Origin of the sequence: Pseudomaricurvus albidus (assembly GCF_018863235.1) — a bacterium.
In the GTDB taxonomy this organism is placed as follows: Bacteria; Pseudomonadota; Gammaproteobacteria; order Pseudomonadales; family Cellvibrionaceae; genus Pseudomaricurvus; species Pseudomaricurvus albidus.
In genome coordinates, this window is sequence record NZ_JAHKRS010000004.1 from 304,907 (window position 1) to 320,801 (window position 15,895).

General features: G+C 48.4%; 11 protein-coding genes and 1 tRNA gene. 10 read left to right on the forward strand and 2 right to left on the reverse strand.

Features of this window, described 5'->3' with window-relative positions; translation table 11 throughout:
* Nucleotides 1-29 precede the first annotated feature (29 nt).
* From fadA to KOI40_RS09650, 10 genes are all read left to right on the forward strand, one after another.
* On the forward strand, nucleotides 30-1,205 hold the full coding sequence (gene fadA / locus KOI40_RS09605; protein WP_216097287.1) for an acetyl-CoA C-acyltransferase FadA: 1,176 nt from the start codon (nucleotides 30-32) through the stop codon (nucleotides 1,203-1,205).
* Nucleotides 1,206-1,400: 195 nt separating this feature from the next.
* On the forward strand, nucleotides 1,401-2,786 hold the full coding sequence (locus tag KOI40_RS09610; protein ID WP_216097288.1) for a hypothetical protein: 1,386 nt from the start codon (nucleotides 1,401-1,403) through the stop codon (nucleotides 2,784-2,786).
* Nucleotides 2,787-2,837: 51 nt separating this feature from the next.
* Complete coding sequence (locus KOI40_RS09615; protein ID WP_216097289.1) at nucleotides 2,838-3,731, forward strand: TraB/GumN family protein; 894 nt, start codon at nucleotides 2,838-2,840, stop codon at nucleotides 3,729-3,731.
* A gap of 200 nt (nucleotides 3,732-3,931) precedes the next feature.
* Nucleotides 3,932-4,016 (forward strand) — tRNA-Leu (locus tag KOI40_RS09620).
* Between the two features lie 82 nt (nucleotides 4,017-4,098).
* Nucleotides 4,099-5,415 carry a trigger factor gene (gene tig / locus KOI40_RS09625; RefSeq protein WP_216097290.1) on the forward strand — a complete coding sequence of 439 codons (1,317 nt, stop codon included), beginning with the start codon at nucleotides 4,099-4,101 and terminating at the stop codon, nucleotides 5,413-5,415.
* A 232-nt stretch (nucleotides 5,416-5,647) separates the two neighbouring features.
* Entirely contained in the window at nucleotides 5,648-6,286 is a 639-nt protein-coding gene (clpP, locus tag KOI40_RS09630) for an ATP-dependent Clp endopeptidase proteolytic subunit ClpP (protein ID WP_216097291.1), read from the forward strand.
* Nucleotides 6,287-6,508: 222 nt separating this feature from the next.
* Complete coding sequence (clpX, locus tag KOI40_RS09635; RefSeq protein WP_216097292.1) at nucleotides 6,509-7,819, forward strand: ATP-dependent Clp protease ATP-binding subunit ClpX; 1,311 nt, start codon at nucleotides 6,509-6,511, stop codon at nucleotides 7,817-7,819.
* A gap of 213 nt (nucleotides 7,820-8,032) precedes the next feature.
* Nucleotides 8,033-10,453: an endopeptidase La gene (gene lon / locus KOI40_RS09640; RefSeq protein WP_233710137.1), complete on the forward strand. Its 2,421-nt coding sequence runs from the start codon at nucleotides 8,033-8,035 to the stop codon at nucleotides 10,451-10,453.
* Between the two features lie 245 nt (nucleotides 10,454-10,698).
* Nucleotides 10,699-10,971 carry a non-specific DNA-binding protein Hbs gene (gene hbs, locus KOI40_RS09645; protein ID WP_216097293.1) on the forward strand — a complete coding sequence of 91 codons (273 nt, stop codon included), beginning with the start codon at nucleotides 10,699-10,701 and terminating at the stop codon, nucleotides 10,969-10,971.
* Nucleotides 10,972-11,190: 219 nt separating this feature from the next.
* Complete coding sequence (locus tag KOI40_RS09650; RefSeq protein ID WP_216097294.1) at nucleotides 11,191-13,065, forward strand: SurA N-terminal domain-containing protein; 1,875 nt, start codon at nucleotides 11,191-11,193, stop codon at nucleotides 13,063-13,065.
* Nucleotides 13,066-13,159: 94 nt separating this feature from the next.
* On the opposite strand, the gene KOI40_RS09655 is transcribed toward KOI40_RS09650, so the two are convergent.
* Nucleotides 13,160-14,842 (reverse strand): ABC transporter ATP-binding protein, encoded by a 1,683-nt coding sequence (locus tag KOI40_RS09655; RefSeq protein WP_233710138.1) that lies wholly within the window; start codon nucleotides 14,840-14,842, stop codon nucleotides 13,160-13,162.
* On the reverse strand, nucleotides 14,839-15,891 hold the full coding sequence (locus tag KOI40_RS09660) for an ABC transporter permease (protein WP_439653237.1): 1,053 nt from the start codon (nucleotides 15,889-15,891) through the stop codon (nucleotides 14,839-14,841). Before KOI40_RS09660 ends, KOI40_RS09655 begins: the two co-directional genes overlap by 4 nt.
* Between the last annotated feature and the right edge of the window lie 4 nt (nucleotides 15,892-15,895).

Below are 15,895 nucleotides of genomic sequence, written 5' to 3' on the forward strand. Positions count from 1 at the left end.
GTCCAACTAACGATTTTAGGAGATAAGACGTGAGCTTGAATTCAAGAGACGCCGTAATTGTTGATTACGCTCGCAGTGCGATGGGCCGCTCAAAGAACGGCTGTTTTCGCAATGTTCGTGCTGATGACATCAGCGCAGAAGTGGTAAAAGGTTTGCTGGCTCGTAACCCGGCAGTTGATCCAGCTTCCATTGACGACTTGATCTGGGGTTGTGTGATGCAGCGTGAAGAGCAGGGGATGAACCTGGCTCGTTTGGTCGGTCTGCTGGCAGGTTTACCTCACACTGTGCCGGCACAAACTGTTAACCGTCTGTGCGGTTCATCAATGTCCGCCATGCATACCGCTGTTGCCAATGTTAAGGCTGGCCTCGGTGATGTCTACCTGGTTGGTGGTGTTGAGCACATGGGTCACCTGAACATGATGGACGCTGTCGATATCAACCCAGCCCTGGGGTTGTCTGTTGCAAAAGCTGCAGGCAGCATGGGCATGACAGCAGAAATGCTGTCATTGATGCACGGCATCCAGCGTGAAGATATGGATGCTTTTTCTGCACGTTCGCACCGTCTGGCTGCAGCTGCACGTGCAGAAGGTAAGTTTGATCGTGAGATTATCCCTGTAATGGGTCACGACGAAGCGGGCGTTCCTTTTATGGTGACTCAGGACGAAACCATTCGTCCGGAAACCACTGTGGAAAGTCTGGCCCAGTTGCGTCCTGCGTTTAACCCTCAGGGTGGTACCGTTACTGCAGGTTCTTCTTCGCAGATTACCGACGGTGCTTCCGCCATGTTGATTATGTCAGCAGAGAAAGCCAAAGAGCTGGGCCTGAAGCCTATTGCTCGCGTAAACGCGGCTACTCTTGCTGGTGTGGATCCATCCATTATGGGTTATGGCCCTGTGCCCTCTACCCAAAAAGCCCTGAAACAACTGGGTATGGATATCAAAGATATCGATTATGTAGAGCTGAACGAGGCGTTTGCCGCACAGGCTTTGCCGGTATTGAAAGATCTGAACCTGCTGGACGATATGGACTCTAAGGTAAACCTCAATGGCGGTGCTATTGCACTGGGCCACCCGTTTGGCTGTTCCGGCGTTCGTATCAGTGGTTCTTTGTTGACGGTAATGCAGGAAAAGGACTGGACCATGGGTATTTCTACCATGTGTATCGGTCTTGGTCAGGGCATTACGACCGTTATCGAGCGCGTTTAAGTGTAAATCAACCCCGCTGGAAGCTTTTTGGCGGGGTTTACACTTATACAACAAAAGCCGGGGTTCACCCGGCTTTTGTGTTTCTAGAGTTTGGAATCGCAAGAAAGAGACTAAAATTGGTAATTTTGCGATTTGGGGCTTTCTGGTAGACTTCCCGCCCTGTCTTTATCGATGATTAAAAGTATCAATGGCTGAATGTTCGTTGGCCTGGAGAAAGCCTTGTTGAGTTGTCCTGTTGTAAGCAATCCTGAGGGTCATATACGGGATGCACTGACTGAATTGTCAGCCGGTGAGAGCTGCTTGTTGTGTTTCAGGTATGACTATCAGCAGTACTACTTGCCGGATTCGCCTGCGGTTACCTTGCTGGCATTGGTCTCTCTGGATCAGCAAAAGGGCATTTCTCAGGTGCTTTTAGGGGCTCACACCGATCAGGCAGAGAAGGTGTGTCGTGGCGTTGTGTCTGAATCAGACATGCGTTCCGCTTCGGATACCCTTGAGTGGCCTTTGCAATCTCTGGATACTTGCATCCGACTTTCGCCAATCTCCATCGCAAAACCGTGGGGACAGGAAATCTGGTACACCGGGATTGAAGAGCGCGGTCAGTCCCAAATCACCGATGGTCGTTATTGCATGCCGCTGCCCTGGTTCCTGTCACTGTTGCCAGACTATTTAACTGCAGGGCAGGCCAAAGATTTAAATCTGCTTAAAATTCTCGACCCTCTTCCTGAAGAGGTGTTTGGGGATTTGTATTTTGAGCTTCATGAAGAAAAACAGGAAGTCTATGTCGTTACCAATGTGGACAAAACTGCTTGGCCTACTGGTACCGGTGGAATACGAATAGGTTTCGATCCGCTTAAACGGGCAGAATTTGATACCGATGAGGCGTTTGTGTCGGCGTTTCAGACTGCAGTGAAATCCTATGAGGCTGTTCGTCGGCAAATAGATGCGGAGTTGGATCAGTGTCGACTTGCGGCAGGAGTGGGGCTTTCTGAACCGGTTAGCGCCAGCCAAACAAAGCGGTGGCTGGCATCGCTACCTGAGCCGTTGCTGCAGAAAGAAAAAGGCCTTCGGCTTGCCATGGACGCTTATAAGGCGACTTTGCCATTGGATGTTGGCAGCGTATTAAAAGTGCCGTGCTATACCCCGCATTCTTTGCTGCATGGTGTGCGGACCATCGAGTTTCAGACGCCCGTTTATGAACGGCAGATTTTGTCTTTTGCCCAGAAAGTATTAACACAAAATCACTGGGATACGGATAAAGCAGTCGCCTGCATGAATCTTGGTGACCATCAGCTGCAACCATTGCCGGTTATTGAGCGTCGTGACCGGGGCTCTGTTCTGATTGAAGAGGTGGTTTCTTTTTCTGATTTTGAGGTCTGGCGTATTACCTTGCAATCGGGTGAAACATACCGACTCAGCAGGGAGGGATATGCACTGGTAATAGGCGTCAGTGGAACCGTTGCCGTCGAGGGACAAAATCTCCAGGGCGAAGAGGCGTGTTTAATAGCCGCAGAGTCACAAAACAAGTTGCTGGTGGCAGGCGACCAAGATGCCGTCCTGCTGGTGTCATTCCCCAAATGAATCGAATATTGATCTCTGCTGTTCGAGTTACCTCAAGAGTGTTGTAAAAGCATGATGATGCCTCTAAAAGGTGGCCGCCTGTGGCTCCTTTGTCTGTTATGGGTTTCCTGGGTTTCCTGTGCCGAGCCTCTGCTGTGGCAGGTTGATGCACCTGATAGCGGTGGGCGAGCCTATTTGTTTGGATCCATTCATTTTGGTGATGAATCCTTATACCCACTACCCGAATACGTCGAACAGGCTTTTAATAACTCCGACTCACTGGTCGTTGAGCTGGACATCTCCGCTGTTGATCAGGCTGAGGCGGGCTATCAATTGGCTCTCAGGGGGCGGCTGCCGTCCGGTGTTACCTTGCGGGATCGGCTCAGCGAGGCCCAATGGCAATCCTTGAAAGATATTTCATCAGGATTGGGTTTTTCGGTAGAAGCTTTTCAGCGGCTCCAGCCCTGGCTGGTGGCTGTGCAGATCACGGCAGCTCAAATTCGCCGCAGTGGACTTGATGAAAGCTTTGGCATCGATCGTTATATGCTCAAAACCTTTAAGGAGTCCCGTCCTGGCCAGCCAATTATCGAATTGGAAAGTTTTGCTGAGCAAATGAGCTTGTTTGATGAGTTGAGCGACAATGAGGAAGCGTCCTTTCTCCAGCAGACGCTTACCGAGTTTCATAAGGCTCCGGATTCGCTCAGGGCTATTATGGCTGCATGGAAAGCTGGCGATGAGGCCTCCCTGACTGCACTGATCAATGGTGCGTTTGAAAATCGCGAAGACAAGCTTTTTCAGCGGATGTTTTCAGACCGAAACGCAATGATGCAAGAGAAGGTTTCCGCAAGGCTGGGCAGGGGAGAAAGGTTATTTGTAGTAGTGGGTGCCGGGCATGTGGTGGGCAGCGAAGGCCTGCGAGGCTTGCTGGAGCAGGAGGGTTATCAGGTGAAAGCCCTTCATCCTTGAGAAATCAACGCCTTATCAAGTTTTGCAGTGTGGTAAACGGCAAAGTTCTGGCGCCGGGTATTGAACCGCACTCGGGTCTATGGCAGAATTGCCACCCTCTTAAATGAGCAGCCGTTTTAGCAGAAAGATAATTTCACTAAAATCAATGAGTTGCGCCAAACTTGATTGATTGTTGAGCAGGTTTGGATAGAACAAGTCACGCGGACGTGGCGGAATTGGTAGACGCGCTAGATTTAGGTTCTAGTATCGCAAGGTGTGAGAGTTCAAGTCTCTCCGTCCGCACCATACAAGCGAGGTTCAGTGATCACACTGAACCCACGACCCAGACATACCGACAGGTATTGACCTGATTTTCACGAGGAACACCATGCAGGTTTCAATCGAGACAACCACTGGCCTAGAGCGTCGTATGACCGTAGGTATTCCAGCTGAGCAAGTAGAAACTGAAGTTACTAAACGTTTGCAAGAGGCCACCAAAACAGTTCGCTTGAACGGCTTCCGCAAAGGTAAAGTGCCTTTGAAAGTGGTTAAGCAGCGTTTTGGCGCCGGTGTTCGCCAGGAAGTTCTGGGTGAGTTCATGAGTCGCTCTTTTTACGATGCTGTTCAGCAGGAAGATGTTAAGCCAGCTGGCCAGCCTTCAATCGAGCCCAAAGAGATGGCTGAAGGTAAGGACGTAGAGTTCGTAGCCACTTTTGAGGTTTACCCTGAAATTACTCTGGGTGACACCAGCAGTTTCGAAATTGAAAAACTGGTTGCTGAAGTTCAGGATTCCGACGTTGATAACATGATCGACGTACTGCGCAAGCAACAAGCTACCTGGACCCAGGTCGATCGCGCAGCCCAAACCGATGATCAGGTTAATATCGACTACACCGGCACAAAAGACGGTGAAGAGTTTGAAGGCGGAAAAGCCGAGGGTCAGGACCTGGTTCTGGGTTCTAACTCCATGATCCCTGGTTTTGAAGATGGCCTGGTTGGCCTGAAGGCTGGTGACGAGAAAGTTCTGTCTCTGTCTTTCCCTGAAGATTATCACGCAGAAGAGCTGAAGGGCGCAGCTGTTGAGTTCGCTGTAAAAGTGAATTCTGTGTCCGAGCAAGAGCTGCCTGAGCTCAACGCTGAGTTCTTTAGCAAGTATGGCGTTGAAGGTGATGACGAAGCTCAGTTCCGTGCTGATGTTCGCAAAAACATGGAGCGTGAACTGAAAAACGCTGCCAAGTCCAAACTGAAAAATCAGGTTATGGACAAGCTGATCGAAGCCAACGAAGTTGAGCTGCCAAAAGCACTGGTTGCAGGTGAGATTGAAGCTCTGCGCAATCAAATGATGCAACAGTTTGGTGGTGCTCAACCTAATTTGGATCTGAAGTCATTGCTCCCGGATGAGATGTTCAGCGAGCAGGCAGAGCGTCGTGTAGCTCTGGGTTTGATTGTGGGCGAAGTTGTTAAAGCCTCCGAAATCAAAGTCGATAGTGACCGTGTTCGTGAAATGGTTGAAGAGCTGGCCTCGACTTACCAGGATCCGGAAGAGGTGGTTAACTATTACTTCAACAACCGTGAATTGCTGGCTGGTGTTGAGTCTGTTGTTCTGGAAGATCAGGTTGTTGATCACATTCTGGACGGCGCCAAGGTTACTGAAACCAATAGCACCTACGAAGAAGTCATCAAGCCCGCCCAAAGCGCTGAGTAAACTCAGTACGTTTAGATCGTTTATTGATCCAAGCTCGCCGCGAAACGTCCGTTTCGCGGCAATATCCCCTTCAATTCTGCCTTCGGGGTGGAATATCTTTTCAGCAAGGTTTAAGCTCAGGCCAAGTCTATTCACAACGTCTGAATTACTCTGATCAGTATGAATTCCGCTGAGTAATGGCAGATATGAGTAGTAACAGTGTGCTTGTCGATTAAGGAAGCAAATAAAACCCATGGCAAAATTAGACTTTAATTCTCAGTCGTTAGAAATCCAAAATTCAGGTCTCGTTCCTATGGTGATCGAGCAGACGGCTAGAGGTGAGCGCTCGTTCGATATTTATTCCAGGCTGCTCAAAGAGCGTGTGATTTTTATGGTGGGCCAGGTAGAAGACCACATGGCGAATCTGGTGGTGGCTCAGCTTCTGTTTCTTGAGGCTGAAAACCCGGATAAAGACATCCATCTGTATATTAATTCACCAGGCGGCTCTGTGACTGCAGGTATGTCCATTTACGACACCATGCAGTTCATCAAGCCTGATGTCAGCACCATGTGTATCGGTCAGGCTTGCAGTATGGGGGCTTTTTTGTTGACTGCAGGAGCGAAAGGCAAGCGCTATTGTCTGCCAAATGCCCGTACTATGATTCACCAGCCCAGTGGTGGCGCACAGGGGCAGGCCAGTGATATCCACATTCATGCGCAGGAAATCCTCAAGACCCGCCAGCGTCTGAACGAAATTATGGCTTATCACACCGGCCAGCCCGTTGATCAGGTTGCGCTGGATACCGAGCGTGATAAGTTCCTGAGCGCTGAGGAATCAAAAGAATATGGCTTGATCGATGAGGTGCTCAGTAAGCGTGTCGCAGGCCAATAACTGATACTGCGAAATGAAAGGGTCGGGGGAGGTGATTGAGGTCATCCTGTCGCCCCTTTCTAGTAACCAAGAGTTATAAACCATTGGTTTTAACCTGTGAGTCGGAATTAAAAACTTACGAAATCGCACCAATAGTGGGTATCTACTGGGTTTTACCCTTGAAAAAATAAGCTGTAGGACGCATTGTTAGTCCTTAGAAAAGAGATTTGATGGAGAGGTTTAATGACCGACACCACTGAAAGCGGGGATGACAACGGCAAGCTGCTTTACTGTTCCTTTTGTGGAAAGAGTCAGCACGAAGTTCGTAAGTTAATCGCCGGCCCCTCGGTCTTCATCTGTGATGAATGTGTAGACCTGTGTAACGATATTATCCGTGAAGAAATTCAGGAGAGCGCGTCAGAGGGCGGCAGTGATCGTTTGCCGACACCTCAGGAAATCTCCGAGATCCTTGACGGGTATGTCATCGGTCAAAAGCGTGCCAAGAAGGTTCTGGCTGTAGCGGTGTATAACCACTATAAGCGTCTGCGCGCTGGTGAGAAAAAGAAAGATCAGGAAGACGTAGAGTTAGGTAAGAGTAACATTCTGATGGTTGGGCCTACTGGTAGTGGTAAAACGCTGCTGGCTGAGACTCTGGCTCGTCTTTTGAATGTTCCGTTTACCATTGCTGATGCGACCACGTTGACTGAAGCTGGCTATGTGGGCGAAGACGTCGAAAACATCATCCAAAAGCTTCTGCAAAAGTGTGACTACGATGTTGAGAAAGCCCAGCAGGGTATTGTCTACATCGATGAGATCGACAAGATTTCCCGCAAGTCCGACAACCCCTCTATCACTCGCGACGTTTCCGGCGAGGGTGTACAGCAGGCTTTGTTGAAGTTGATTGAAGGTACGGTAGCTTCTGTGCCACCTCAGGGTGGACGTAAGCATCCCCAGCAGGAATTCTTGCAGGTTGATACCTCGAACATCCTCTTTATCTGTGGCGGTGCATTTGCCGGCCTGGATAAAGTGATTCGCGATCGCTCCGAGAAGGGTGGCATTGGTTTTGGCGCCGAAGTCAAAAGCAAGGATACCGACAAAGACGTTGGCGAAACCTTCAAGGATCTGGAACCAGAAGATCTGGTCCGCTACGGCCTGATTCCAGAGTTTGTCGGGCGTTTGCCGGTGATTGCAACCCTTGAAGAGCTGGATCTGGAGGCGCTTGTGCAAATCCTGACCGAGCCCAAAAACTCTCTCACCAAGCAGTACAGCAAACTGTTTGAAATGGAGGGTGTAGAAGTGGATTTCCGCAAGGATGCTTTGGAGGCTGTTGCCAACAAGGCTATGGAGCGGAAAACCGGAGCTCGTGGTCTGCGCTCAATCATGGAGTCCGTACTTCTGGACACCATGTACAAGATTCCATCGGAAGAGGGTGTCAGCAAGGTCGTTGTTGATGAATCTGTCATCAAAGGTGAATCTGAGCCTTTGCTGGTTTATCAATCGAACGATGTTGAGTCTGAAGAGCCCCAGCAGCAAAAGGCGGCTCCAGAGGATTGATTGCATTCACAGCGATCACCATACCCGCAGGTTTGGAGTGGTCTTTGAGTAAAAGCTGATCAGTCTTGTGTGGTCAGCGCCAAACTTGTATAAAAAAGGAGCTTCAGGCTCCTTTTTTTTGTTTTTTCGACTCTGAAATGTTGTATTTCCCCCAAGTAGCCCCCATTCTTTTATCATCCATGGCTGTTGTGGCCGAGATGAAAGAGGTTAGAGATGGAGCAGACTGAATTGACGGATATGAATACGATCGAACTTCCTTTGTTACCTCTGCGTGATGTGGTTGTTTACCCGCATATGGTCATCCCTTTGTTTGTTGGCCGGGAAAAATCCATTAAGGCGCTTGAGCGGGCAATGGAGTCCGGTAAGCAGGTTTTGCTGCTTGCCCAGCGCAATGCTTCCGACGACGATCCCGGAAAAGACGACTTATATTCAATTGGCACTGTATCCAACATTCTACAACTGTTGAAGCTTCCTGATGGTACGGTAAAAGTTCTTGTGGAAGGCGGTGAGCGCGCACGAGTCATCAGTATCCGTGACGAAGAAGATTATTTCAGTGCCGAAGCTGAAGAGCTGGTTTCCACAGACATTCCTTCTGCAGAATCAGATGCGCTGCTTCGCTCAGCCATGACCCAGTTTGAACAGTACGTCAGTCTGAGCAAAAAAGTCCCCTCCGAAGTCATGACATCCTTGTCAGGTATTGACGAGCCTGGACGTTTGGCTGACACCGTTGCTGCACACATGAGTCTGGACCTGGAGCAAAAGCAAGAAATTCTGGAAATGTTCGATATCCGCGATCGTCTGGAGCATTTGCTGGGTCTGATCGAGGCTGAAATTGACCTGTTTCAGGTTGAGAAGCGCATTCGTGGCCGCGTTAAAAAGCAGATGGAGAAAAGCCAGCGTGAGTACTATCTGAATGAGCAGATGAAAGCGATTCAGAAAGAGCTGGGAGAAATTGGCGACGAGCCCAACGAGATGGAAGAGTTGGAGCAAAAAATCGCCAAGGCCAAGATGCCGGATGAGGCCGAGAAGAAAACCCGTGCCGAACTGAACAAATTGAAAATGATGTCGCCCATGTCTGCAGAGGCGTCGGTTGTCAGGGCGTATATTGACTGGATGGTAAGCGTACCCTGGTCGAAACGCAGCAAGGTGCGTCACGATCTGGCTCGTGCCGAGAAAGTGCTCGAAGAAGATCATTACGGTCTGGAAGAAGTTAAAGAGCGTATTCTCGAGTATTTGGCCGTTCAGAAACGTGTCAAAAAGATTAAAGGGCCTGTTTTGTGTCTGGTTGGGCCTCCGGGTGTAGGTAAAACATCGTTGGGCGAGTCTATTGCCAGAGCCACAAATCGTGAGTTTATCCGCATGGCGCTGGGTGGGGTCAGGGATGAAGCTGAGATTCGGGGGCACAGACGCACCTATATTGGTTCCTTGCCAGGCAAGCTGGTTCAGAAGATGGCTAAAGCCGGCGTAAAGAACCCGTTATTCCTACTGGATGAAATTGACAAGATGGGCATGGATAATCGCGGAGATCCAGCGTCTGCTTTGTTGGAGGTCCTCGATCCTGAGCAAAACAGCACCTTCAACGATCATTACCTGGAAGTCGATTATGATCTTTCCGATGTAATGTTTATTTGTACGTCAAACTCGATGAATATTCCTGGTCCGTTGCTGGATCGTATGGAAGTTATACGGATTCCTGGATACACCGAAGACGAAAAAATTAATATCGCGACCCGTTATCTGATACCCAAGCAGATGAAAAACAATGGTTTAAAAGCCAACGAATTGACCATTGAAGAAGATGCGATTCGCGATATTGTTCGTTATTACACACGCGAAGCGGGTGTTCGTGGCCTGGACCGTGAAGTGGCCAAGCTGTGTCGCAAAGTGGTTACCCGCCATGTTAAAGATAAAAACAACAGTGTGGACAACCTGACTGCAGACATGCTCGAAGATTATCTTGGTGTTCGCAAGTTTGATTACGGCATAGCCGAAGAAGAAAACCAAGTGGGACAGGTAACTGGCCTGGCCTGGACTCAGGTAGGTGGCGAGTTGCTGACCATTGAGTCATCTGCAGTGAAGGGTAAAGGTCGTATTATCAAAACCGGCTCTCTCGGTGATGTTATGCAGGAGTCAATTCAGGCTGCAATGACCGTCGTGCGTTCACGCTCTCAGGTGTTGGGTGTTGCTCCGGACTTTATTGATCATACTGATATCCATATCCACGTTCCTGAAGGGGCAACCCCCAAGGATGGACCTAGTGCCGGTATCGCCATGTGCACTACACTGGTGTCAGTATTAACCAATATTCCTGTGATGGCTGATGTTGCCATGACTGGTGAGATTACTCTGCGTGGTGAAGTACTGAAGATCGGTGGGTTGAAAGAAAAACTGCTTGCTGCACATCGCGGAGGCATCAAAACCGTTTTGATTCCTCATGATAATGAAAGGGACTTGAAAGAGATCCCTGACAATATCAAAGCAGATCTCAAAATTATTCCGGTTCAATGGATTGACCAGGTTTTGGAGGTGGCTTTACAGCACATGCCAACACCATTTACAGACGAAGAATACGAAGCTTTGCAAGCAAAAGCGCAGGATAATAAGTCGTCGTCTACAAGGATCAGCACTCATTAATCTGACTGCCCGAAAGCGCGCCAGCCCTTGGCTGGCGTGGTTTTCATACGAGTTGGGTGTAAACTGAGCAGTTATCCTCAATGCCTGTGAATTCTGCCAAACTTACCTTGACCCTCTCATATGCAGTTGGTATAAATCGTTATTCCTTGCGATGAGCAGGCTCAGGGGCAAATGAAGGATATGTAAGATCCTTTTTATGATTCCCGTTTACTTAGTTGATTTAATCCGAACAAAAGGGGTTTAGTGTGAATAAGTCTGAACTGATTGAGGCGGTAGCCGCTTCAGCTGATATTCCAAAAGCTGCAGCAGGTCGCGCCGTTGACGCCATGATCGAAGCAGTAACAGGCGCTCTTAAAAATGATGATCAGGTAGTATTAGTCGGTTTCGGCACCTTTTCAGTAAAAGACCGTGCTGCACGTACTGGTCGCAACCCTCAAACAGGTCAGCCTATTGAGATTGCAGCAGCTAAGATTCCTAGCTTCAAAGCCGGCAAAGCTTTGAAAGACGCCGTCAACTAATATTGGCGCGTCCTGGACTTTACCGGTAAATAGTTAGGGTGAAAGAGTACAAAAAGTACTGAATTCATGGAAAGTTAACGGTAAAGAGTTTAAAAAAGGCGCATCATGTATGCGCCTTTTTTAATGAAAAAAATAAGAACTTTTTGGTTCTCAGGCATATCTATTAAGTAACCGTCGGCACACTGCGCAGCCGTTTTTAATTTCAGACAGAGGTCTTTTATGCTTCAGGCATTCCGGGACAATCTCAAAGGTGTAATGGCAATCATTATTGTCGGCCTGATGATGATTCCATTTGCACTCTTTGGTGTTGATTCATTGTTTCTTCAGGATTCAACTGCAGGCAAAGCGGCCGAAGTTAATGGGTCTCCTATCTCCGAAATGGAGTTAACCCGGGCTGTCAGAATCCAGAAACAGCAGCTTTTGGATCGTTTTGGTGAACAGGCTCCTGCCGATCTGGTTAGCGATGAGCAGCTTCGCGGGCCCGTTCTTGCTCGTATGATTAATCGGGAATTGCTACGTCAGTCAGCTGAAAAAGGCGGCATGGCAATTAGTGATGAAACAGTAAATCAACTGATTATCTCTACACCGCAATTCCAGCAGGATGGCCGTTTTAGTGCGGATCTGTACACCCAGCTTCTGCGCAATATGGGTTATACCCCTGCCAGCTATAAGCAGTTATTGATCGAAGACTTGCTGGTAAACCAACATGCTTCTGGTCTCGGTGGTAGCTCTTTTGCAACTGAGAGTGATATTCGTACCCTGACGGCACTGACTCAGCAAATGCGCAGTTTTTACTATTTGACGTTGCCATATGAGTCAGCCGTTGATCAGGTTACTGTAACAGACGAAGAAGTTAAGTCTTATTATGACGAAAACCAGCCTCAATTTATGGCTCCCGAGAGAGTATCAGTTGAATATATCGACCTGAATCTTGAAGATTTGGCAGCCAATGCAAGCGTTGATCCCGAAGAAGTCAAAGCTCAGTACCAGCAGAACGTTGCCAATTTCCATGCAACAATCAATCGCCATGCTGCTCATATTCTGATTGAAGACGGTGATGACGCCGGGCAGAAAGTCGCAGAGGTTCAAAAACGCCTGGATGCTGGTGAAGACTTTGCCGTGGTTGCCGGTGAATTATCTGAGGACCTGGGCTCCAAGGATCTTGGGGGCGATGTTGGTATGAGTGATGGTTCTACCTTCCCGGAAGCCTTCGAAACCGCACTTGCTGAACTCGAAGTAGGTGAGGTCTCTGCACCGGTTCAAACTGATGCCGGTACCCACTTTATCAAGCTGTTGGATACTGAAGACACCAATCCTCCATCTTTTGAGGATGCCAAAAAAGGTATAGAAGAAAACCTTGCACGCGCCACAGCCGAGTCTACTTTCGTAGAACTGCTTGAGGCGCTGCCTGATGCTACATACAACGCAGCAAGCCTTGAAGCGGCAGCTCAGAGCTTGGGAATTGAGGCGAAAACCTCAGATTTGTTTGACAGAAACGGCGGTCCTGGTGTGTTGTCTAATAACCAGGTTCTGGCAGCTGTATTCAGTGATGATGTGTTGAATGCTGGTCTTGCCAGTAATGTGATTGATTTATCCGACAATCACGTTGTCGTTGTAAAGCTTAAAGATCATAAACTGCCGGCAGTTAAGCCTTTGGCTGATATTTTTGATGAAGTTAAAAGCATGTTAACCAAGGAGAAGGTCGAAGCGATTCTTGTTGACCAGGCAAAAGAACTGGTTGCAGCTTTAGAGAACGGACAAAACCTTGAAGCTCTGGCGACAGAGAAGGGCATCGACTGGCAGGTGAAAACTGATGTTCAGCGAAATGACCGTTCTTTGGACCCCCAGTTTGTGAATCACATGTTCGCGCTGCCGAAGCCTCAGGAATCCAAGCCGGTTAATTCCACTTTGACCTTGGCAAATGGCGATACTGTGGTCGCCCAGTTGACTGTCGTTAAACCAGGTAAGCTACCTGATCTGGATGAGTCACAAATGACCGGTATCAAGCAGCGTTTGGCTCAGGATATTGGCAGTGCAGAAATTTCAACATACCAAGAGAGTTTGAATACCTCTGCCGACATTGATATTTATTAAGTCGCAGTAAAACGTTCAAACTCATCTGAAAATAATCTCCTGATCATCAGGAGATTAAAAGCCGGACTTAATGTCCGGCTTTTTTGTTTTCGCTTTAAGGGAGTGTGGCGGCTATTAACTGCTGTGTGTATGCATTTGAGGGGCGGGACAATACGGAATCTGCCTGACCTTGCTCAACAATTTCACCATCTTTCATGACAATGATCTGATGGCTTAACGCTTTCACAACACTTAGATCGTGACTGATAAACAGGTAGGTTAATTGCCTGTTTTGTTGAAGTTCACGCAGTAGATCCACGACTTGTACCTGAACCGTTTTGTCCAATGCAGAGGTGGGTTCGTCCAAAATAAGCAGGGCAGGATTCAGAATGAGTGCGCGAGCTATCGCTATGCGTTGGCGTTGCCCGCCTGAGAATTCATGCGGATACCGATGCCGAAGCTCGCTATCCAGACCAACTTCGCGCATCACATCCTTAACTCTTTGTTCTTTTTCTTTTTTGCTCAGTGGCTGTGCTGTTTCTGTGTTCCCAGAGTTGGATGGATTATGGATGTTCAGTCCTTCCTGAATGATTTCTTCAGCGGTCATTCTTGGACTTAAACTGGCAAAGGGATCCTGAAATACGACCTGGAAGTTTTTGCGTAAGCTCCTCAAGTGTTTTTCCCGTATATCGGAAATCAAAGTATTATCGAAACGTATTTCACCTTCCGATTCTATTAATCTGAGAATAGCCAGGGCAAGAGTCGATTTCCCGGAACCACTTTCTCCGACGATACCCAGCGTTGTGCCTTTGTGAATCCTGATATTTGCATCTTTAACAGCCCTGAACCTTTCAAGAGGCTTTCCAAACAGACTCTTGCGTACAGTGAAGCTTACGTTGAGATTTGAGGTGGTTAGAAGCGGAGCAGTGTCCTCTTGCAGGCTCGAAGCGATATCTGCAGGTGTACCTGAAGGGGCGCTCTGCAGAAGGCTCTTGGTGTATGGGTGTGATGGTTCATTAAATATTGTCTGGCACTCATTGTTTTCAACCAGTTCGCCGTCCTTCATGACCAGAACCCTTTGGGCCATGTGTTTTACTACACCCAGGTCGTGAGTAATAAGCAGTAAGCCAAGGTTCTCTTGCTGCTGGAGTCCCTTAAGCAGATGAAGGATTTCTTTTTGAACGGTCACGTCCAGTGCGGTAGTTGGTTCATCAGCAATCAATAACCGGGGCTCATTGGCTAAAGCCATGGCAATCATGACCCGCTGTCTCTGCCCCCCGGACAGTTCATGGGGATAAGACTTCAAGCGGGATTCAGGATTTGGAATCTGAACCTTTTGCAATAAATCTAGAATTAGCGGGCGAGCTTGTTTTATATTGATTCCACGATGCTGGCAAATCACTTCGCCAATTTGCTTGTCAATTGTGTGCAGCGGATTCAGGGCCGTCATTGGCTCCTGGAATATCATCCCTATTTGATTGCCCCGAATCTTTTGCATCTGCTTGGGGTTGAATTGAATCAGATCCTGCCCTTTAAACAGGATTTCACCGCTGGGGTGAAATGCCATAGGGTAGGGTAACAGCTTCATGATCGCATGAGCGGTCATCGATTTGCCTGAGCCTGATTCCCCTACAAGAGCAACGGTCTCGCCTTGCTGGATATCGAAGCTGATCTTTTTGACCACTTCGCTGATAGAGTCTCCCTGTCTGAAGGCAACAGATAAATCGTTCACTTGCAGCAGAGGTGTGTCGAGTTTGGGCGAAGATTTTTGCTCAGCTGAGTCAGTATTGGTCATCATTGCGTCACCAGCCTTGGGTCAAAAGCATCTCTTATTCCTTCGCCGATAAAAACCAGAAGAGTTAACAGCAGGGCCAGTACGGTAAAAGCGGTAAGCGCCAGCCAAGGTGCTTGTAAGTTACTTTTCCCCTGGGCTACCAATTCACCCAGCGACGGTGAACCGGGGGGCATACCAAACCCCAAAAAGTCCAAAGAGGTTAGGGTTGTGACAGCACCTGTTAAAATGAAAGGGACCAAAGTCACAGTTGCCACCATCGCATTGGGTAGAATGTGTCGAGCCATAATGGTTCTGTCGGGTACGCCGAGTGCTTTTGCTGCCCGCACATAGTCCAGATTACGCCCTCTTAAAAACTCCGCTCGGACTACATCCACAAGCGACGTCCAGCTGAACAGCAGCATAATCCCAAGAAGCCACCAAAAGTTGGGTGTCACGATGTTGGCCATAATGATGAGTAAAAAAAGCACTGGGAGACCACCCCAGATTTCCAGAGCCCTTTGCCCGAGAAGATCAATTTTGCCGCCGAAATAACCTTGTATGGCTCCGACCATCACCCCAATGATGCAGCTGCCTATAGTTAAAGCCAGGGCAAATAAGATAGAAATTCTAAAGCCATAAAGCGTTCGGGCAGCTACATCCCTAGCCTGATCATCTGTTCCTAACCAGTTTTTTGTCGTTGGAGGCGAGGGGGCTGGTTGTTCAAGGTCGGCTATGTGTGTGTCATAGCTGTAAGGGATAGGAGGCCATAAAATCCACCCTTTTTCGTTGATTAACTCTCTAACGTATTCATCACTGTAATCAGCTTCAGTGTCGAAATCACCACCAAAGGTCGTTTCAGGGTAAGAGACAAAGACAGGGGTATACCAATCACCATCATAGGCAATCAGCAGTGGTTTATTGTTGGCAATTAATTCTGAAAATAAAGACAGAACAAACAAAACTGCGAAGACCCACAAGCTCCACTTGGCTCGGGGATTGGAAAAAAACGTATCCAGTCTGCGCTGGTTGATGGGGTTCAATTTGTCCCGGATAGAAAGCAAAGGTTTTTTCACGTAA